Consider the following 20,008-nt stretch of genomic DNA (forward strand, 5'->3'; position numbering starts at 1 on the left):
GTGGTCACTCCGCCCAATGTACTATTGCGCCGTCCAGAACCGCCCCGATGGGTGCCTCAAGCGGTGTCAAGATTTTGGATCGTTCCAAAGCATCGCGTTTCTCTTGCCCGTAGATCAACACATGCTTGCGCATCGCTCCGTTGAGCACTTCGGCGGAAAGAGTGACCCTCGGCTCTGGTGCGCCGGGCGCGCGCATCGGAAGCAGCAGCGGCGCGCCGGGGGCCAGCGCCTGAACGAGCAGATCAGCCCCGGGAAAGATTGAGGCAGTGTGCATATCCGCCCCCATGCCCAACAACACGACATCCAGAGGAAGACTGGGTCGAAGCATTTCGGCAAGTTCGTCGATACGTTCTTCCGGCTCCTTGCAGGGTAGATACATTGGCAGCAATTGGGCGGCTGCCGCCTTTTCCACCAGCAGCCGCTCCCGTAGCAACCGGGTATTGGACCGCGCGCTATCGTCGGGTACCCATCGTTCGTCGGTCAGCAGCACATCGACTCGTGACCAGGCTATATCTACAGCGCAGAGGTCATCGAATACAGGTCCCGGGGATGTGCCGCCGGGCACGGCAAAGGCCACACGATCACCCTGGGCCAATGCTGCGCGCAGGTCACCAGCCAGTTGATTGGCCAGATCCATGGCCAGGATTTCCCTGTCCGGATATTCCAGCAGAGTAAAACTCATCCCTTTAGCTCCCGCCAACGCCGCCCGTCCCGATGCATCAGCATCAGCGAATCTTCAGGACCCGAGCCACCCTGATCATATGGTTTCGGTACATCGCTGCGCGCGGTCCAGCCGGCGATGATCGGATCGGTCCATGCCCAGGCGGCCTCGACTTCGTCACCGCGCATGAACAAGGTCTGGTTGCCCCGGATCACATCCATGATCAGTCTCTCATAAGCCTCTGTCGCCTGCTCGGCCTCCGGTCCCAGCGCATCGGCAAAAGTCATGTCCAGCGGCACATCCACAAGACGCATGCCGCCCGGCCCCGGTTCTTTGATCGTCACGTCCAGGGTCATGCCCTCATTCGGCTGCAATCGGATTGCTAGAACGTTCCTATGGCGACCCGCGTCAGCGCCGAATATCGAATGCGGTGCGTCCTTGAACACCACCACAATTTCGGATGTGCGCGCCTTCAGCTTTTTCCCGGTACGCAAATAGAACGGCGTGCCAGCCCACCGCCAGTTCGAAATATGCAGCTTCAGCGCCAGGAAACTCTCGGTGAAGGAACGTGGGTTTTCCACATCCTGCCGATATCCTGGCGCATCCTTGGATTTGTCATACTGGCCGCGAACGATATGGTATGGCTCGACTGGCTCCAGTGCGCGAATAACTTTGAGTTTTTCGTCGCGCACCGCGTCAGGTTCAAATTTGGCCGGCGGCTCCATGGCGATAAGGCACAGCAACTGCATAAGGTGGTTCTGCACCATATCCCGCATCGCGCCCGAAGCGTCGTAATAGCTTCCGCGACCGCCCACGCCGACGGTCTCGGCAACGGTGATCTGGATGTGATCCACATATTGCGCATTCCATAAGGGTTCGAAAAGAACGTTCCCAAAGCGAACGGCCATCAGGTTCTGGACGGTCTCCTTGCCCAGATAGTGATCAATCCGGTAAATTTGATGCTCGTCGAAATGCTTGGCGAGCGTGGCGTTTAGCTCCCTGGCTGAATCCAAGTCCTTGCCAAAGGGTTTTTCGACCACAATCCGGCTTTCATCCCCTGCAAGGCCGTGCAGATGCAACCTCTCCGCGATATCTCCGAACAGCGACGGCGCAACCGAAAAGTAAAATGCGTGTACCAGATCCTCCCGCACTTTGCTCTTGAGTTCTTCCCAGCCTGCTTCACCCTTGGCATCAATGGCGACATAACACACCCGTTCGAGAAAGCCTTCAACCTGGGCAGCGTCCTCAGATAGCGGCCCGGCGAATTCGTGGATCGCCTCAGCGACGAATTCGCGATAACCGCTATCATCCATCTCGGACCGTGCAGCACCCACTATCTGTGCTTCGGGCGGCATCTGCCCGGCACAGAAGCGACGGAACAGGCCAGGAAGAATCTTGCGCCGGGCCAGATCGCCGGTGCCACCAAAAATAACGAGGTCGAAAGAATCGACCGGAATTACACGCGAAACCATGACAGGTTTGCTCCGTTCTTGTCTCTTGAGCGCCACGGGTATCTAGGGTGAACAGCTCGTGCGTTAGCGCTAACTTGATATGTTTACCGCAGCTTTTTCTGAAAGTCTAACATTCACTGCAGCCACTACAATGCCCTCTGAAGGAGCGACTGAACAGGACCTTAAGACAGCGAAGGCACAAAGCATTCGCATACAACGTCAAAATCCAAGGCATTTTCCGCCAGCGACAGAATTTCACATCAATTAAACAGTCCGCGAGCCCGCGGTTATAAGCATGCCCCATCAGTTTCTTTTCCTATTTGTGCCCCTTTTTGTGACGCGTACAGTGCTGAGACGGGGCCTCCTAGATTGCCAATCCCCTTGAACGCCAGACAGTGCCATGCGACGAGGGTGATAAAAAATGGAGGCATGCATGGCACCCCGCAAAATAATCATCGACACTGATCCGGGTCAGGATGACGCAGTCGCCATACTTCTAGCGTTTGCTTCGCCTGAACAAATTGAAGTGCTGGGCATCACCGCCGTGGCAGGAAATGTGCCACTTACTTTGACGCAAAAAAATAGCCGGATCGTCTGTGAACTGGCTGGTAGGCCTGAAACCTTGGTTTTTGCCGGATGCGACACACCACTAAAACGCAAACTCGTCACAGCTGAACACGTGCACGGCAAGACTGGCTTGGACGGACCATCCCTGCCCGAACCCACCATGGCACTGCAGGACCAGCACGCCGTCGACTTCATAATCGAGACACTGCGCAGGAACGATCCAAAAACCGTCACGCTCTGCCCTCTTGGGCCGCTGACAAACATTGCGACCGCGCTTCAAAAAGCGCCGGACATCGCAGAGCGGATTCAAGAAATCGTCCTCATGGGCGGTGCCTATTTCGAGGTCGGAAATATAACTCCAGCAGCAGAATTCAACATTTACGTCGATCCCGACGCCGCAGCGCTGGTCTTTGCCTGCGGCGCACCAATCACCGTCATGCCGCTGGACGTGACCCATCACGCACTGGTCACCGCCAAGCGCAACGCTGCATTCCGTGCCCTGAACACGCCGGTCGGCGAAGCCGTCGCCCAGATGACCGAGTTCTTCGAACGGTTTGATCGGGAAAAATACGGCTCCGACGGCGCCCCGTTGCATGATCCCTGCGTGATTGCCTATCTGATTCAACCCGATCTTTTCACCGGTCGCCATATCAACGTCGAGATCGAGACTGTTTCCGACCTGACCCTTGGCATGACAGTCGCCGACTGGTGGAAGGTCTCGGGCCGTCAACCCAATGCGACGTTCATGGGTGGCATTGATTCAGAAAGATTTTTTGTCCTCCTGACCGAAAGACTGGGTCTGCTGTGAAATCTCTGCACCTTGCCACCACGGAAGATGCGCCGAAGCTGTTGCCCCTCGTGGCGGCGCTACACGTCGATCTGGGATTCAAGACGGATGCTGCGCATCAGGAACGTTCTATCTTGCCGTTGCTCGAGGGCTCTCCCCATGGCGCGAGTTGGCTAATCGGTCCTCGCCGTGCGCCAGTGGGTTACATCGTCGTCAGTTTCGGCTGGTCGATTGAATATGGCGGCATGGATGCCATCATTGACGAACTGTACATTCGCCCAGCTGTGCGCGGGCGTGGCATGGCGGGGGAGGCAATTAATGCGTTGGCACAGGCGTTGAAACAGAGCACGATCAAGGCGCTTCACCTTGAGGTGGATCGTTCCAACGAAGCCGCGACGAGCCTATACCAGCGCTGTGGTTTCAAGGCGCGCGACAGCTACATGTACATGTCCCGAAAGCTGTGATGCGACCCACTCTTGCGCCAGCAGACTTTACAGACTGGAACGATCTTCTTGGCCTTATCCATGCGAGTTTTGCTTACATGGACGGAAGGATCGACCCGCCGTCATCTGCACATGCGCTAACCCCCAAAACATTGCGGCAACGATCCAAAACGGAGCATCTTTACCTCGCGACTCCACCTCTCATCGGATGCGCGTTTTTTGCTGAACAGCCCGGTGCGCTGTATATTGGCAAACTTGCGATCGCCTCGGGCGCACAGGGCAAGGGCCTTGGCCGCGCTTTTATCGAACAGGCAGAAATTCTGGCACGCGGCCTTGGTCTGCCCCGTCTGCGCCTCGAAACCCGGATAGAACTGGTCGGAAATCACGCCGCCTTTGCCGCACTCGGATTTGTCCGTACGGCGGAACGGTCGCATCCCGGATATGATCGCATCACTTCGATAGTGATGGAAAAACCACTCTCGCAATCCGGCTCTGCATGATTATCTATCAGTCATGACTATACACATCCCCTTTGACAACAGCTACGCCGCCCTTCCCGAAGGGTTCTATTCACGCACGCTGCCGACTCCGGTGGCGGCCCCATCATTGATCGCGGTGAACCGCGAGCTGGCGGCAATCCTGAAGATTGACCTGCCAAAAGACGACACCGAACTTGCACGGACTTTTTCCGGGAATGTCGTTCCAGAGGGAGCCGCGCCGCTGGCTCAGCTCTATGCCGGGCATCAGTTCGGACAGTTCAACCCGCAACTGGGTGACGGTCGCGCCATCCTGCTGGGCGAAACCATCGGGCAGGACGGCGTACGCCGTGACATCCAGCTCAAAGGCTCTGGCCCTACTCCCTATTCGCGCCGGGGCGATGGCCGTGCCTGGCTGGGGCCGGTCCTGCGGGAATATGTTGTCTCTGAGGCGATGCACGCCCTTGGTGTGCCGACCACCCGCGCCCTGGCTGCCGTGCGCACAGGCGAAGATGTCATCCGCGAAACCATGCTGCCCGGTGCCGTACTGACGCGTGTTGCGGCCAGTCATATCCGCGTCGGAACGTTCCAGATTTTTGCCGCCCGCCGCGACGGTGCCGCATTGGAACAGCTTTACGATTACACCGTCCAGCGACATTATCCAGACGCCACTGATCCGGGCGATCTGCTGCAAAAGGTCATTGATCGTCAGGCGACGCTGGTTGCACACTGGCTTAGCCTTGGGTTCATCCATGGCGTGATGAACACAGACAACTGCACGCTTTCGGGCGAGACGATCGACTATGGCCCCTGCGCTTTCATGGACGCCTACGACCCGCAGACCGTATTTTCATCGATAGACCGGTTCGGGCGTTACGGATATACGTCGCAGGCAGACATGATCGTCTGGAACATGGCGCAGCTTGCCACTGCGCTCCTCCCGCTGATGCCCGATCCAGAGGCGGCAGTAGAGCAGTTCACGGAACAGGTTCATGCCATGCCTGCCCTGATCCAATCGGAGTACGAGCGTCGCTTCGCCGCCAAGATCGGCATTTCGGATCCGCGCCCCGGGGACAAGGAGCTGGTCACCGACCTTTTGACCCGGATGCACGCCAATAGCGCAGATTTCACCAACACGTTCCGGGCCCTGTCTGATGGAACGGCGCGGGATCAGTTCACCGACCCCGCCGCTTTTGATGCCTGGGCCACCGGCTGGAAAAGCCGCCTTGGCGACGAACCCGACCCGCAGGCGCTTATGCGGCGCACCAACCCTGCGGTAATCCCGCGCAACCACCGCATGGAACAGATGATCGCCGCCGCCGTTGCCGGGGATGACGCCCCGTTCCACCGCCTGAATGCGGTTCTGGCGCACCCCTTCGCCGACAACCCCGAGGCCGAAGATTTGCGCCGTCCTCCGACCCCGTCCGAAGTGGTTCCGGCGACATTCTGCGGGACGTGAACCGCTTTTACCCAACCGCGGTCGGCACCTGGTTTAATTGACCCTTGGCGATCAAAGCGTTGGCGTAACCAACTCCCGTGCTGCATTGTTGGCCGAAAGACTGCTTGCCCGAGGACCAAATGAACCCGATTTTTGCCTTGGACATCTCGCCCGACGGGCGGTCAACGCCTACATCTGATCTATCCTCGCCCGTGACCAATGGTTACCGATGGGTGCACTGCGATCTGAGCGATCCCGGTCTGCCCGCGTGGCTCGCGGCTCAGGTGCCTGGACGCGCCAAAGACGCCTTGCTGGAGGCCGAAACCCGTCCGCGTGCCTTTGCCCATGATGGCGGTCTCATCGTCATCCTGCGTGGGCTCAACCTCAACGTCGGGGAAGACCGTGATGATATGGTCTCCCTGAGGGGCTGGTTTTCCGAACGGTTGATCGTGACCACCCGGATCCGCCGCATCTTTGCCGCCGAGGATCTGCGCCGAAAAATCGAGGCTAACCATGCGCCGCCCACGCCTGCGGCCTTTCTTGTCTCGCTGGCCGAGAACCTGACCGACCGGATCGAGGAGAATGGTGTCGCACTCGAAGACCGGCTCGACGATCTTGAGGAAATACTGTTCCTTGATGATCGGGCCCCGGAGTCCGAAAGTATCCCCGAGTTGCGCCGCGCCACAATCCGTCTGGGCCGCTTTCTTAACCCACAGGCCGCGGCACTGCACGCCCTTCTGGACACCCGTCTGCCACTGATTGACGCCGCCATGCGCGAGAATCTGGGCGAGATTGCCAACGGCGCACAGCGTGCAGTCGAAGAGTTGAACGCCGTGCGCGACCGCCTGACCGTCCTGACCGACCATCTGGAATCGCGACAGAACGTGCGCCTGGCGAAAAATTCCTACGCGCTATCGGTGGTGGCGGCGGTGTTTTTGCCGATGGGGTTCCTGACCGGATTGTTCGGCGTCAACGTGGCGGGTATGCCGGGCACGGACATGCCGCATGCCTTTGCCGTGTTGTCCCTTGGCACTGTGGCGATGGGTTTGCTGGTCTGGCTGATCCTGCGATTTTTGCGGCTCTTCTAAAGGGGGCCGGTTTTCCCTGTCACAGGGTCACATTTGTGGCATGCTGCCCGACAAAAGGATAATTATTCTAGGGAGGAATAAACGCATGGGACTGATGGGAACACTGGCCAAGGTGGCAATCGGATACGCGGCGGCCCGCGGCGTCGACAAGATGGCGGGCGGTCAGGGCCTTGGCGGGCTCCTTGGCGGCGGAGCCCAGATCAAGGGCGCGCATCCGGCCAGCAGCGCACAGGCACAGATGGGCGACATGCTTTCTGGCAAGGCGCCACAGGGCGGTGGCACCATGCAGGGCATGATCGACAAGATGACCGAGGTTGGCATCGACATGTCGGCCTTTACGGGCGCAACCGGCGGGGCAAATCCCATGGCTGCGATGATGGACCAGTTGAAGAAGGGCGGCTTTGATCTTTCTTCCCTCATGGGCGGCGGAAACAGCGGCGGTTCGACCGACAAAGGTCCCCTGCTTTCGTCAGCAGCGCAGGGTGGCGCAGGCCTGGCAGGTATACTTGCCGCGGCTGGTGGCGCCGCCGCAATGCAGGGGAAAGGGGTCGCCGGTCTGCTTGATCAGTTCAATGCCTCCGAATCCGCGCCTGACTCCGAGAAAAGCGCCGGCTTGATGCTGCGCGCGATGATCCAGGCTGCCAAGGCGGATGGAGCCATCGACAAGGCCGAAAAGGCCAAGATCCTTGAAACCGTGGGCGAGGATGCCGATCCCGCCGATATAGCCTTTGTCAAAGCCGAACTTGCCGCGCCCGTGGACGTCAAAAAGCTGGCCGCAGACACACCCGAGGCACAGCGAATGCAGGTCTATTCAGCGTCGCTCATGACCATCCGGGTCGATACGCAGGATGAGGCTGAATATCTCGACAGCCTCGCTCAGGCTTTATCGCTGGATGAACCCACGGTGAACATGTTGCACATGCAGATGGGCGTTCAACCGCTATATAACTAGGCCTAATCCAAGCCTGCGCTCGGATTGGAGCCTTGGATTCTGCCCCGAACGCTTGGCGGGTGTAAAAATAGCAAAACGTAAATCCGGCAAGGGTCCGATGTTCCGGTCCTGTGCCGCGTCGCAAGCACGATCAAAGCGGCCTTGACCATGGCACGCGTTTGCGATCACACATCGCAGATGAAAGCTCACCCCCAATTCGGCCTCCTGCTCGCAACCTTTGGTGCACTGGTTCTTACGCCCGATGCTCTGTTCATGCGGATCTCCGGCATGGATGGGATGCAGATGCTGGGTTGGCGCGGTTTGTCCATGGGCAGCCTGTTCTTATTGGTCTGGCTGGCGACTTCGGCGCACAGACGCGTTGATCTGACCGTTCTCGCAAGTGGCACGGGACTGATCGTCGTCGCCTGCCAGTTCGTCAATGCAACGCTGTTTCCCACCGGAATTGCTTTGGCTCCGGTCTCGGTTGTGCTGGTCTCTGTTGCCACGGTGCCCGTCTGGTCCGCCGTTCTGGCGCGGGTGATCTATAGCGAACGCACCAGCCGCGCCACATGGATCACCATCGTCGCAGTGTTGATCGGTATCGCCATCGCAGTCAGCGGCAAGGGCGAAGCGGCGTTGAACACCTCGGCCTTTGTGGGCGCACTCTGCGGGTTGGGCGTGGCATTTACTCTGGCGATGAATTTCGTCACGCTACGCAATTCCGGGAACGTTCCGATCCTGCTTTGCATCGGATGCGGGGCCCTGATGGCAGGCATAAACGGGTTGATCTGGACTGGCCCGGAACGCATGCTGGACGGGACCGTCTGGGCCATTGCGCTCACAGGTGCCTTGATCCTGCCGGTGTCGTTCTTTGCGCTATCGCTTGCCTCGCGGTATACAGCGGCGGCAAACGTCAGCCTGCTGATGCTACTGGAAACGGTGATCGGACCGCTATGGGTCTGGATCTGCATCGGGGAAGTGCCAACCCCCAGAATGCTGATAGGCGGCGCGCTGGTACTGACCAGCCTCGCCGCCTATCTTCTTGCCAATGACCACGCCGCCCGCAGACGGCTCAGTCAGATCGCCTGATCAGGCCGCTTTCGCAGCCGACCTGTTGCCCGCAGGCCGCCGACGACGACCGTTGCTGCCGGGCTTGGAACCGCCGGGCTTGCCGCCGCCACCGCCGCCATTGCCGCGACGCTGACCGCCATTGCTGCCGCCCCGTGCGGGCGTGTCCAGACCTTCCCAGGCGCGGCCCGAAGCGACTGGAATAGTCATCTTGAGCACTTTCTGGATGGCCTTCAACTCGCCGATCTCATCCGGTGCACAGAATGCAATTGCAGCACCTTCACGACCGGCGCGCGCCGTCCGCCCGATGCGGTGGACATAGTTTTCGGGCACATTGGGCAGCTCAAAATTATAGACGTGCCGTACCGCCGGAATATCCAGACCACGTGCAGCGACATCCGTCGCCACCAGAACCCGCACAGTTCCGTCGCGGAACGCCTTCAGCGCACGATCACGCTGCCCCTGGCTTTTGTTGCCATGGATCGACGCTGCTGCAAAGCCCGCCTTCTCAAGCGTCTTCATCAGTTTTTCAGAACCATGCTTGGTACGGCCAAAGACCAGCGCCAGCTCGTCCTTATGCTTGTCCAGCAACTCGATCAGCAGCTTGGTTTTTTCTGCCTTGGCGATGAAATGAACTGACTGCTCAATCTTGTCCGCGGCCTTACCCGGAGGAGAAACCTGCACCTTCTCGGGGTTGTTCAGATATTCGCGCGACAGATCTTCCATCAGCTTGGGCATTGTCGCCGAAAACAGCATGGTCTGACGCTTGGACGGCAGGTGCTTGGAAATCTGGCGCAGGGCGTGGATGAACCCCATGTCCAGCATCTGGTCGGCCTCGTCCAGCACCAGAAAGCTGCATTCGTTCAGCCGCACGGCGCGGCGTTCAATCAGGTCGATCAGACGACCTGGGGTCGCGACCAGCAGGTCGATGCCGCGTTCCAGGCGCTTGGCCTGCGCATTCAGCGATTGGCCCCCAACCACAACCGCAACCTTCAGCGGCGAACCAAGGGTCAGCTCTTTCAGGGTTTCAGCAATCTGGCTGGCAAGCTCACGGGTGGGCGCCAGCACAAGGCCGCGAACGGATTTGGGATCCGGACGGCCCAATCCCGAAATCTGCGCCACAAGCGGCAGGCCAAACGCCGCCGTTTTTCCGGTTCCGGTCTGGGCCAGGCCCATCACATCACGGCCTTCCATCGCAAATGGGATAGCACCGGCCTGGATCGGTGTCGGCTCGGTCAGGCCCATTTGGCTCAGACGAGTGACAAGCGACTTGGGCAGGCCCATTGTGGTAAAATCAGTCAAAACAGTTCCTTTCGGGCTGCGTGTATCGCAGCCGCACGACAGGCTGATGTGTCAGCCCATCGGGTGGAGAGGCACAGAACCGCCCTCAGACCGAATGTCCGATAGGCGTTGCACCCCATGCCCCACGCGTGATTTTGGAAGCAATCGCGGTCTCAGTGACCCTCGGCGCATGCTGCGCCGGTCATTCTGCTCACGCGGCAGAAGAGATCCGTTGACAGGCACATGGCGCCTAACCGGTGATAAGTCAAGGATGCATCCCTACGTAAACGCGCATTTCGGGTGTTGGCCTCCCTGCCCCGGATTGGCTAAAGCTTGTGAACCCGAGGCCGCGAGGATTCCATGACAGATACCATCACCAGCCGCTGCGAAGCCAAAGGCCTGCGCATGACCGAACAGCGCCGCACCATCGCGCAGGTGCTGGAAGAGGCGACCGACCATCCGGATGTGGAAGAGCTTTATGCTCGTGCCTCGGCGCGAGATGACCGGATTTCGATCGCCACGATCTACCGGACAGTGAAGCTGTTCGAAGAGGCCGGCATCCTGGATCGGTTGGAATTCGGCGATGGGCGCGCGCGCTATGAGGACGCAGAGCGCGACCACCATGACCATCTGATCGACATGCAATCGGGCGAGGTGATCGAATTCGTGGATCCCGAGATTGAGGCCCTTCAGGAAAAGATTGCCGCAAAGCTCGGTTATCGACTCAAGGGGCACCGGCTCGAACTTTATGGAGTCCCGCTCAAGAAGCCCTGAAGGTAGCAACCTGGCCGCATCGGCGACGCCAAAAATCTTCTAAAGATTTTTGCCAATTTTCTTTACAAGAAAATTGCACCAGTTCCCGATCCGTGCTGGCCAGGTGCCCCGGGCTGACTCCCTCGTTAGCGCTATCAGGTGCAGTTTACTTTTTACATCGCCCTGCTATACGCAGGGGAAACCGTTAACCTCAAAGAGACTGGGACCCATGAGCATCATCATCGACATCCACGCCCGTGAAATTCTCGACAGCCGCGGCAACCCCACGGTCGAGGTCGACGTAACCCTGGAGGACGGCACAATGGGCCGTGCCGCCGTACCCTCTGGCGCGTCCACCGGTGCATACGAGGCGAACGAGCGCCGCGACGGCGACACATCCCGCTATATGGGCAAAGGCGTACTAGAAGCCGTTGCTGCCGTGAACGGCGAGATCGCCGAAGAACTGCTGGGTATGGATGCCACCGAACAGGTCGCCATTGACCTGTCGATGATCGAACTCGACGGCACCGACAACAAATCCCGCCTTGGTGCCAATGCGATCCTGGGTGTCTCTCTTGCCACCGCCAAGGCTGCCGCCGAATTCAACGGTATGCCGCTCTTCCGCTATGTCGGTGGCACGTCCGCCCGTGTGCTGCCGGTTCCGATGATGAACATCATCAACGGTGGCGAACACGCCGATAACCCGATCGACATTCAGGAATTCATGATCATGCCGGTCGCCGCCGCGAACATCCGCGAAGCGGTGCGCATGGGCTCCGAAGTGTTCCACACGCTCAAGAAAGAGCTTTCAGCCAAGGGCCTCTCGACCGGTCTTGGCGACGAAGGCGGCTTTGCGCCCGATCTTGGTTCTACCCGTGACGCGCTTGATTTCATTCTGAAATCCATCGAAAAGGCCGGCTACACCCCGGGCGAGGACATCTGCCTCGCTCTCGACTGCGCCGCGACGGAATACTTCAAGGACGGCAAATACGAGATGAAGGGCGAAGGCAAATCGCTCACCTCGGATGAAAACGTGGCCTACCTCGCCCAGCTTTGTGCCGACTATCCGATCATCTCGATCGAGGATGGCATGTCGGAAGATGACTGGGACGGCTGGAAGGCCCTCACCGACGCTTTGGGCGACAAGATCCAGTTGGTTGGCGACGACCTGTTCGTGACCAACCCCAAGCGTCTGGCCATGGGCATCGAAAAGGGCTGCGCCAACTCCATGCTGGTCAAGGTCAACCAGATCGGCACGCTGACCGAAACCTTGAAGGCGGTCGAGATGGCCCACCGCGCGCGCATGACCAACGTCATGTCACACCGTTCCGGCGAAACCGAGGATGCGACCATTGCAGACCTCGCCGTGGCCACCAACTGCGGTCAGATCAAGACCGGCTCGCTGGCCCGCTCTGACCGGTTGGCAAAGTACAACCAGTTGATCCGGATCGAAGAAATTCTGGGCGAGACCGCTGAGTTCGCGGGTAATTCAATCCTGAAATGATAGTTTGGCGCGCGGGCTCGGATCCGCGCGCCACCTAATTCAAGATGTCGAACATCAAAATTCACACAGCCACATCCGCCAGTGACCTTGCCGCAGTGCGAGATCTGTGTTGGCGCTACCGTGCGCATCTGCTGGCCCATGAAGGTGCCATAGCCAGTCTCACCGAGACGTTTTACCCCGAGCCCGAGTACGCCGCGCTTCTTGCCCGTCTTGAACTGGCTCACGCAGAACCGGACGGCGCGCTGCTGATCGCGAAATCTGGCGATCAGGCGCTGGCCTGCGGCATGTACTATCGGTTCGACGCCTCATCCTGCGAGATCAAGCGCGTCTATGTGGATGAAGCCGCCCGTGGCATGGGGCTTGGCCGCGCCATGGTGCAGGAACTTTTGGAACGTTCCCGCACGGCTGGATACGCGACCGCAAGGCTCGACACGATGAAATCACTGCTGGGCGCGCGGGCGCTGTATGCCGCCATGGGATTTCGTGAAACCGGAGAATACTACGACGTGCCCGACATCGCCCGGGGGCATCTGTGCTATTTCGAGTACGATCTCACCGCCTGAGGTGAGGCCAAAGGGTCAACTACCTGCCCCGATGTCGTTTTCCTGATACACGCCCTGTTCCTTGAGTGCGTCAATGACCTCTTTTGGCATGTATGTTTCATCATGTTTTGCAAGTATTTCAGTGGCTTGAAATATTCCGTTAATGTAACTTCCGGTGCCGACCATACCTTGGTTCTCTTCGAACAGATCAGGTAGAACCCCGGCAAACACCACGGGGACAGACGCGCCGCCATCGGTAACGCTGAACCGAATTTCGTGCCCCTGACCGCGCTGCAGGGTCCCTTCCTCGACCAGCCCGCCGATGCGGAACACCTCTGTCGGGCGCGGCGGTTCCTCCATCACCTGGCTGGGTGAGCGAAAGAAGTTGATGCCGTCGCGCATCGCGTAACCGATCAGCCCAGTCGAGATGACGAGCGCGACGGCAGCAAGCGCCACAACCTGAATGCGGCGCTTCTTTTTCAGCGATTTCAATGCCATGAACGTCTCTCCTCACCCACAGACGCTGACCGGCTTCAGGGGAAACACGGGACCAGCATCAGTCCTGCTGTCTCATCCTCACCTAACATCAAATTCGCATTTTGCAATGCTTGACCCGAACTGCCCTTTGTCAGGTTGTCCAGCACCCCGACGACAGTGGCCCGCCCCGGGATCCGGTCACCGGTCACGCCGATGTGGACAAAGTTCGATCCGCGTACATGATGGGTCGAGGGCGTTTCGCCAAATGGCAGAACCTCGATGAACGGCTCGTCCGCATAGGCCTTTTGCAGCGTCGCACAGATCGCCTGCGGATCGCCCTTTACATAGGTGGTCGCAAGGATCCCGCGGTTCGCAGGCATCAGGTGCGGCGTGAACTGCACCTGCACCGGACGTCCCGCCAAAGCACTGAATTCCTGATCAAATTCGCCCTGATGCCGATGCGTTCCGCCAACCGCATAGGCGTTATATCCCTCGGACAGTTCCGCGTGCAGCAGGTTTTCCTTCAGGCTCCGCCCGGCGCCGGACACGGCACATTTCATGTCGAGGATGATCTCATCCAGGTCGATCACCGCCCCGGCCACCAGCGGGCGCAGGATGAACTGACCCGTCGCCGCGTTGCAGCCCGTCCCGGCCACGAGACGTGCCTTGGCAATATCCTCGCGGTAAAATTCCGTCAGGCCATAGACCGCTTCTTTCTGCATTTCGACGGCGCCGTGCGCGTTGCCATACCACTTGGTATAATCTGCAGGATCGCGCAGCCGGAAATCCGCACTCAGATCGACGATCTTCATCGTCTTGGGCAGTTCGCGGATCACTTCCTGACTGGTCTTGTGCGGCAGGGCGCAGAAACACAGATCGATCTGGGAAAAATCAATCTGCTCCCAGGTCACAAGATCGGGCAGGTCAAGATGACGCAGATGCGGAAAAACCTGTGCCATGCTCTGCCCGGCCTTGGAATTGGCAGCAAGGGCGGCGATCTCCATGTTCGGATGCGTGGCAATCAGGCGGATCAGTTCCGCGCCGGTATAGCCGCTGGCACCGATGATCGCGATCTTGTGGGTCATGTCGTCTCTCCGTGGGTGCGGGCGTCACGCACCGCTTTTGTAGGACTATGTACTGGATTGACGCGTGGGGTCAAAGGCTTGCCCTGTCGTCGCCATAGGTATCTGCAACGTAGGCGGGGCAAGATCTCTGATGCGTATGAGGGGAAACCCTGTCTCGGCCGTTGATCAAGCCTGCTCGAACACGATCTTTCGTCGCAGGAACTGTGTCGCCCGGTCCGACACCCTGCGCGGATCGCCCGTCGTCAGGAATTTCGATTCCATCCCTGCCCCCAGCATCGCCGGATGACGTTCCAGATAATCCGCCAACGAGTCAGCAACCAGATTTGCCTGGCTGTAAACGCTCACATCCGCCCCCAGAGCCTCCTGGAACACCTCCTGCATCAGGGGATAATGCGTGCAGCCCAGAATCGCGGCCTGAGGGTTAGGCATCTTGCGCATCAGGGCATCCACGTGGCTGCGTACCAGCGCCTCGGCGAGGATCATGTCGCCGTCTTCGATGGCATCGACCACGCCACCGCAGGCCTGCGCCTCTACATCGACGCCGATGGCACGGAAGGCCAGTTCCCGCTGGAACGCCCGACTGCGCACGGTCGCGGGCGTTGCGAACAGCGCCACATGTTTGACAGCCACTTCACGCGGGGGGGAATTGTCGCCCCACTGCCGTTCGGTCATGGCCTCGATCAGGGGCACGAAAACGCCAAGCACACGTTTGTCACGCGGGATCCAGCTTTCCTGCATCCGCCGCAATGCCGCGGCCGAGGCGGTGTTGCACGCCAGAATGACCAGATCGCAGCCCGCGGCCCAAAGCCGTTCAACTGCCGCGCATGTCAGTTCATAGATGTCATCGGCATCGCGCACGCCGTAAGGCGCGTTCTTGCTGTCAGCGAGGTAAACAAAGGGCACATCCGGCAGACGCCTGGACACCGCGTCCAGAACCGTGAGGCCACCCAGCCCCGAATCGAATACCCCAACCGCCATCACAAATTCCTCTGCTCGCAGGCTCTCAGGCCTTGATCTTGTGCCGTTCCTCGAACTCGAAACCATAGTCATACGAGGCGATTGGGCTTGGGCTAAGTTCATATGTGGCTTTTCGCAGGAAATCCATCATCGCGCGCGGGTCTTTCGCATGGACCTGCAACGCCTCGGCCGGAATTGGCCGCCCGATGACGACACGCACCGGTGTGTCGACGCGTTTGCGGAATTCCTTGATCAGAAGCCCCATGCGCAGCGTGCTGTGCACGTGGCTCGCCAGTTGGAACAACCGGCTGGTATGGCCGTCGAAATAGATCGGCACCACTGTCGCACCGCTTTTGGCCACCATCTTGGCGGTAAAGCTGCGCCAGCCGGGATCCATGGGTTGCGAAAACGGTTTCAGGGATGTTGATACCGTGCCACCGGGGAAAATGCCGACTGCGCCGCCATCCGCCAGATAGCGCAGCGCCTCTTTGCGGGTTTCGAGGTTCAGCGCCACGGCCTCTTTCGTCTCATCAAACGACACCGGCAGGATCACGCGTTCCAGATCCTCGGCCTTGCGAAAGATCCGGTGCGCCAGAATGCGAAAATCGCCGCGCACCACCGACAGGATGTGGCCCAACATCAGCCCGTCAAGGATACCGTAGGGATGGTTCGCAATGACGATCAGCGGTCCGGTTACGGGAATATCGGCCAGATCGCCGCCGATGACCTCAAGCTTGAGGCCGTAGCGGTCCACCATCACCTGCCAGAAATCGCGTCCTTCGGCCACCTCGCGTTCATAACCCCGGGCCCGCCTGATCAGGCTGATACGGCCGGTGGCATTTTCCATCAGCCGGATGAGGGCGCGGCCGCCCCGGGTGCTTGCTGAGAAGGAATAGCTGATGTCCCGGGCAATCTGGCGCGTCGCCTGCATTTTGACGAATCCTTGCGAAATCTGCGCCTGTCTAGCGCCGTTCGGATGTTCTCGCCAGACAGTGTAACAATTGCGTAAATCCTGTGTGACGGCTCATTCCGCTGCCTTTGCAACGGGCGTTCCGCCCGTGCGGATCAATGCCAGAAGCTCTTCGCGTCGCTTGGCGGCCTTTAACGCATTGGCCTGCTTTACCGGCCCGAACCCTTTGATCTGCAAGGGTAACTCAGCCAGCGCCACAATCGCGTCACGTGTTGCAGGTGTCAGCTTTGGCAGAACCTCGGCCATGTCCGTTTCGTATTCGCGGATCAAGGCACGCTCCATCCGACGTTCTTCTGTGCGCCCGAATGGGTCCAGCGGTGTTCCGCGCAGAAACTTCAGCCGACGGAGAATGGAAAAGCCGCGTAGCATCCCCTGCCCAAATGCCCTTTTCTGCGGGCGGCCGTCCGGGCCGATCTTGCTCAGCAGCGGCGGCGCTAGGTTGAAGGTCATCTTGAAGCCGTCCTCGAACTGCTCCGCCGCCTTCTGTTGGCTTTGCAAAAGCAAGCGGGCGACTTCGTATTCATCCTTGTGAGACAACAGCTTATGATAGCCTTTTGCCACGGCCTCTTTGAGCCGCGGATCATCGATTCCGTCCACCAGCCGCCGATAACGCTTCGCCAGTCGCTTACCCTGATATTCTAGTAGGTGGGCCGCACGATAGGCGATCTTTTCCTCAGGCGTCTTGGGCAAGGCCACCACTTTCGGCGCGCTCAGCCGCGCGGCGTCATCGCCATGCAGCGCGGCCCAGCGGCCGATCTCAAACGCGCGCAGGTTCTTTTCCACCGCTGCGCCGTTGAGTTCTATCGCGGCCACCAGCGCGGATTTGGACAGGGGCACGAGGCCACGCTGCCAGGCAGCGCCAAGGATCATCATGTTCGAGAATATGGAATCCCCCATCGTCGTCCGGGCGAGTTCCGAGGCGTCAAACATGATCAACCGGTCCTGTAGTTTTGCTTCAAGAGCGATCTGTAACCGGTCCAAAGGCAACGCAAATTCCGTATTTCTCGTGAATTCACCGGTGATGATTTCGTGACTGTTGACGACGCCGCCGGTCTGGCCGGTGCGCATCAGACCGAGCGTTTTTGCCCCGGCCGAAACCACGAGATCGCCGCCGATCAGCGCGTCGCACTCCCCCGTTGCGACCCGTATTGCACTGATATCAGAGGGCTTTTCGGCCAGACGGCAATGGATGTGCACGGCGCCGCCTTTTTGGGCGAGGCCGGCCATTTCCATCATGCCAGCGCCCTTGCCGTCGATCTGCGCCGCCTGTGCCAGCACCGCGCCGATGGTCACGACGCCGGTGCCGCCGACGCCGGTCACCACCACATTCCAGGTGCCGTCGATCACAGGCAGCACAGGTTCAGGCAGGTCCGGCAGTTGCAATTGCGTTGTGCCGCCCTTGCGCAATACCGCGCCTTCCAACGTCAAGAACGACGGGCAAAACCCTGACAAGCAAGAGAAATCCTTGTTACAGGAAGACTGATCAATGGCCCGCTTTCGGCCCAGCTCAGTTTCGACCGGGACGATGGAGACGCAGTTGGATTGCACCCCGCAATCGCCGCAGCCTTCGCAGACGTCGGTGTTGATGAACACCCGTTTGTCGGGGTCCGGGAACTGGCCGCGCTTGCGGCGACGCCGCTTTTCCGCAGCGCAGGTCTGGACGTAGATGATGGCCGAAACGCCCGTATGGTTTGCGTATGTATTCTGTATGGAAACCATATGGCTGCGCGTATGGGTTTCGACGCCTGTGGGGTAGTCCGACAGGTCAACATTCTCTTTCTCATCATAGACGACGGCGACGTTTTTGACCCCCATGGCCACCAGTTCGCGCGCGATCTGGGGCGCGGTCAGACCGCCGTCGTTCTTTTGCCCGCCGGTCATCGCCACGGCGTCATTATACAGGATCTTGTAGGTGATCGTCGTGCCCGCCAGCAGCGCCGCGCGGATCGCCTGGACGCCGGAGTGGTTGTAGGTGCCATCGCCAAGGTTCTGGAACACATGGCCGCGTGTGGAAAACGGTGCCTCTCCGATCCAGTTCGCGCCTTCACCACCCATATGAGTGAACCCGGTGGTTTCGCGGTCCATCCATTGCACCATATAGTGACAGCCGATGCCGGCATAGGCGCGCGACCCTTCGGGCACCTTTGTCGAGGTGTTGTGCGGACAGCCGGAACAGAAATACGGTAGCCGGGCCGCGATTTCGGTGGCGTTGTCGGCGCGGCGCGCACGGTCGAGCATATCCATGCCCGCCTTGACACGATCGGTGCCGCGCCCCTCTTCTATCAGGATCTCGCCCAGTTTTTCGGCAATCAGGATCGGGTCAAGCGCGCCGCGTGTCGGGAAGAGTTCCGGACCGTGCATCGAGCCCGCGCCGCCGCCCTTGTGCCAGCCATAGACACGGCGGCCACGGCGGTCGTTGAAGATCGCCTCCTTGATCTGCACCTCGATCAGCTTGCGCTTTTCTTCGACCACGACGATCAGGTCGAGCCCTTCGGCCCAGTCGTGAAAGCCCTGCATGTCCAGCGGAAAGGTCTGCCCGATCTTGTAGGTGGTGATGCCAAGGCGCTCGGCTTCATCCGCGTCGAGGCCCAGCAGCGACATGGCATGCACCAGATCAAGCCAGTTCTTGCCGGCCGCGACAAAGCCGATCCTGGCGCCGGGTTTGCCCCAGATGCGTTTGTCCATGCCGTTGATGCGGGAAAACGCCTCGGCGGCGAAGCGTTTGTGGTCGATCATCCGCGCCTCCTGGGCATGGGGCGTGTCGCCCAGACGGATGTTCAGGCCGCCCTCGGGCATGTCGAAGTCCGGCAGGAGCAGCTGCATCCGGTCGGGGCGGCCATCGACGACCGATGTCGCCTCGACCGTGTCCTTCATCGTCTTGAGGCCGACCCAGAGACCGGAAAACCGCGACAGCGCAAAAGCGTAGACACCATAGTCGAGGATTTCCTGCACGCCGGCCGGCGACACCACGGGCATATAGGCATCGACCATCGCCCATTCGGATTGATGCAGCACGGTCGAGGATTCGCCGGTATGGTCGTCGCCCATGGCCATGATCACGCCGCCATGTTTCGACGATCCGGCCATATTGGCGTGGCGCATCACATCGCCGGAACGATCCACACCGGGACCTTTGCCGTACCAGAGGCCAAACACGCCGTCATATTTGCCCTCGCCCCGCAGTTCGGCCTGTTGCGCGCCCCAGAGGGCGGTCGCGGCCAGATCCTCGTTCAGGCCTTCCTTGAACAGGACATCGGCGGCGGTCAGCCATTTGGCCGCGCGGTTCATCTGCATGTCGACCGCGCCAAGCGGTGATCCGCGATAGCCGGTCACATAGCCGGCGGTGTTCAGCCCCGCGGCACGATCGCGCGCCTTCTGGATCAGCATCAGGCGGACAAGCGCCTGTGTGCCGTTCAGCAGCACCTGATCCTTGGTAAGGTCAAAGCGGTCGTTCAGTGTGATTTGGTGGGTGCTCATCTAACGTCTCCCGTCGTTCAATGATCGTGCCTGCCTGTATTTTAGGTCACAA

18 protein-coding genes are annotated in these 20,008 nt (G+C 59.7%); 10 read left to right on the forward strand and 8 right to left on the reverse strand.

What is annotated here, in order from left to right; translation table 11 throughout:
• Positions 1-4 precede the first annotated feature (4 nt).
• Positions 5-682 carry a 6-phosphogluconolactonase gene (pgl, locus tag CHB75_RS06275; protein ID WP_089269684.1) on the reverse strand — a complete coding sequence of 226 codons (678 nt, stop codon included), beginning with the start codon at positions 680-682 and terminating at the stop codon, positions 5-7.
• Positions 679-2,133 carry a glucose-6-phosphate dehydrogenase gene (gene zwf / locus CHB75_RS06280; RefSeq protein WP_089269685.1) on the reverse strand — a complete coding sequence of 485 codons (1,455 nt, stop codon included), beginning with the start codon at positions 2,131-2,133 and terminating at the stop codon, positions 679-681. Before zwf ends, pgl begins: the two co-directional genes overlap by 4 nt.
• A 412-nt stretch (positions 2,134-2,545) precedes the next feature.
• On the opposite strand from zwf, the gene CHB75_RS06285 reads away from it, so the two are divergent.
• The 7 genes from CHB75_RS06285 (at position 2,546) to CHB75_RS06315 (ending at position 8,931) form a co-directional block, all read left to right on the forward strand.
• Complete coding sequence (locus CHB75_RS06285; protein WP_089269686.1) at positions 2,546-3,487, forward strand: nucleoside hydrolase; 942 nt, start codon at positions 2,546-2,548, stop codon at positions 3,485-3,487.
• Positions 3,484-3,930 carry a GNAT family N-acetyltransferase gene (locus CHB75_RS06290; protein ID WP_089269687.1) on the forward strand — a complete coding sequence of 149 codons (447 nt, stop codon included), beginning with the start codon at positions 3,484-3,486 and terminating at the stop codon, positions 3,928-3,930. Before CHB75_RS06285 ends, CHB75_RS06290 begins: the two co-directional genes overlap by 4 nt.
• Positions 3,930-4,409: a GNAT family N-acetyltransferase gene (locus CHB75_RS06295; RefSeq protein WP_089269688.1), complete on the forward strand. Its 480-nt coding sequence runs from the start codon at positions 3,930-3,932 to the stop codon at positions 4,407-4,409. The genes CHB75_RS06290 and CHB75_RS06295 overlap by 1 nt, the downstream gene beginning before the upstream one ends.
• A 13-nt stretch (positions 4,410-4,422) precedes the next feature.
• Entirely contained in the window at positions 4,423-5,844 is a 1,422-nt protein-coding gene (locus tag CHB75_RS06300; RefSeq protein ID WP_089269689.1) for a protein adenylyltransferase SelO, read from the forward strand.
• A gap of 119 nt (positions 5,845-5,963) precedes the next feature.
• A complete protein-coding gene (locus tag CHB75_RS06305) occupies positions 5,964-6,911 on the forward strand; it encodes a zinc transporter ZntB (RefSeq protein ID WP_089269690.1) in 948 nt (315 codons plus the stop codon).
• Between the two features lie 85 nt (positions 6,912-6,996).
• Positions 6,997-7,863 carry a tellurite resistance TerB family protein gene (locus tag CHB75_RS06310; RefSeq protein WP_089269691.1) on the forward strand — a complete coding sequence of 289 codons (867 nt, stop codon included), beginning with the start codon at positions 6,997-6,999 and terminating at the stop codon, positions 7,861-7,863.
• A 177-nt stretch (positions 7,864-8,040) separates the two neighbouring features.
• Entirely contained in the window at positions 8,041-8,931 is an 891-nt protein-coding gene (locus tag CHB75_RS06315; RefSeq protein WP_089269823.1) for a DMT family transporter, read from the forward strand.
• Here CHB75_RS06315 and CHB75_RS06320 read toward each other — a convergent pair whose 3' ends face one another.
• Positions 8,932-10,212, reverse strand: a complete 1,281-nt coding sequence (locus CHB75_RS06320; protein ID WP_089269692.1) for a DEAD/DEAH box helicase — start codon at positions 10,210-10,212, stop codon at positions 8,932-8,934.
• Positions 10,213-10,551: 339 nt separating this feature from the next.
• Here CHB75_RS06320 and CHB75_RS06325 point away from each other — a divergent pair, with 339 nt between their 5' ends.
• The 3 genes from CHB75_RS06325 (at position 10,552) to CHB75_RS06335 (ending at position 13,011) form a co-directional block, all read left to right on the forward strand.
• A complete protein-coding gene (locus CHB75_RS06325) occupies positions 10,552-10,965 on the forward strand; it encodes a Fur family transcriptional regulator (protein WP_089269693.1) in 414 nt (137 codons plus the stop codon).
• Between the two features lie 208 nt (positions 10,966-11,173).
• On the forward strand, positions 11,174-12,448 hold the full coding sequence (gene eno, locus CHB75_RS06330) for a phosphopyruvate hydratase (protein ID WP_089269694.1): 1,275 nt from the start codon (positions 11,174-11,176) through the stop codon (positions 12,446-12,448).
• A 44-nt stretch (positions 12,449-12,492) separates the two neighbouring features.
• Positions 12,493-13,011: a GNAT family N-acetyltransferase gene (locus CHB75_RS06335; protein WP_089269695.1), complete on the forward strand. Its 519-nt coding sequence runs from the start codon at positions 12,493-12,495 to the stop codon at positions 13,009-13,011.
• Between the two features lie 15 nt (positions 13,012-13,026).
• Here CHB75_RS06335 and ccmE read toward each other — a convergent pair whose 3' ends face one another.
• From ccmE to CHB75_RS06360, 5 genes are all read right to left on the reverse strand, one after another.
• On the reverse strand, positions 13,027-13,488 hold the full coding sequence (gene ccmE / locus CHB75_RS06340) for a cytochrome c maturation protein CcmE (protein ID WP_089269696.1): 462 nt from the start codon (positions 13,486-13,488) through the stop codon (positions 13,027-13,029).
• 35 nt (positions 13,489-13,523) lie between these two features.
• Positions 13,524-14,552, reverse strand: a complete 1,029-nt coding sequence (argC, locus tag CHB75_RS06345) for an N-acetyl-gamma-glutamyl-phosphate reductase (RefSeq protein ID WP_089269697.1) — start codon at positions 14,550-14,552, stop codon at positions 13,524-13,526.
• 165 nt (positions 14,553-14,717) lie between these two features.
• Complete coding sequence (gene murI, locus CHB75_RS06350; protein ID WP_089269698.1) at positions 14,718-15,530, reverse strand: glutamate racemase; 813 nt, start codon at positions 15,528-15,530, stop codon at positions 14,718-14,720.
• A gap of 25 nt (positions 15,531-15,555) precedes the next feature.
• Positions 15,556-16,440, reverse strand: a complete 885-nt coding sequence (locus tag CHB75_RS06355; protein ID WP_089269699.1) for a lysophospholipid acyltransferase family protein — start codon at positions 16,438-16,440, stop codon at positions 15,556-15,558.
• A 93-nt stretch (positions 16,441-16,533) separates the two neighbouring features.
• Positions 16,534-19,956, reverse strand: coding sequence for an indolepyruvate ferredoxin oxidoreductase family protein (locus CHB75_RS06360; protein WP_089269700.1), 3,423 nt, complete (start codon positions 19,954-19,956; stop codon positions 16,534-16,536).
• Positions 19,957-20,008: the final 52 nt, after the last annotated feature.

Origin of the sequence: Puniceibacterium sediminis, from assembly GCF_900188035.1 — a bacterium.
GTDB classification, from domain to species: domain Bacteria; phylum Pseudomonadota; class Alphaproteobacteria; order Rhodobacterales; family Rhodobacteraceae; genus Puniceibacterium; species Puniceibacterium sediminis.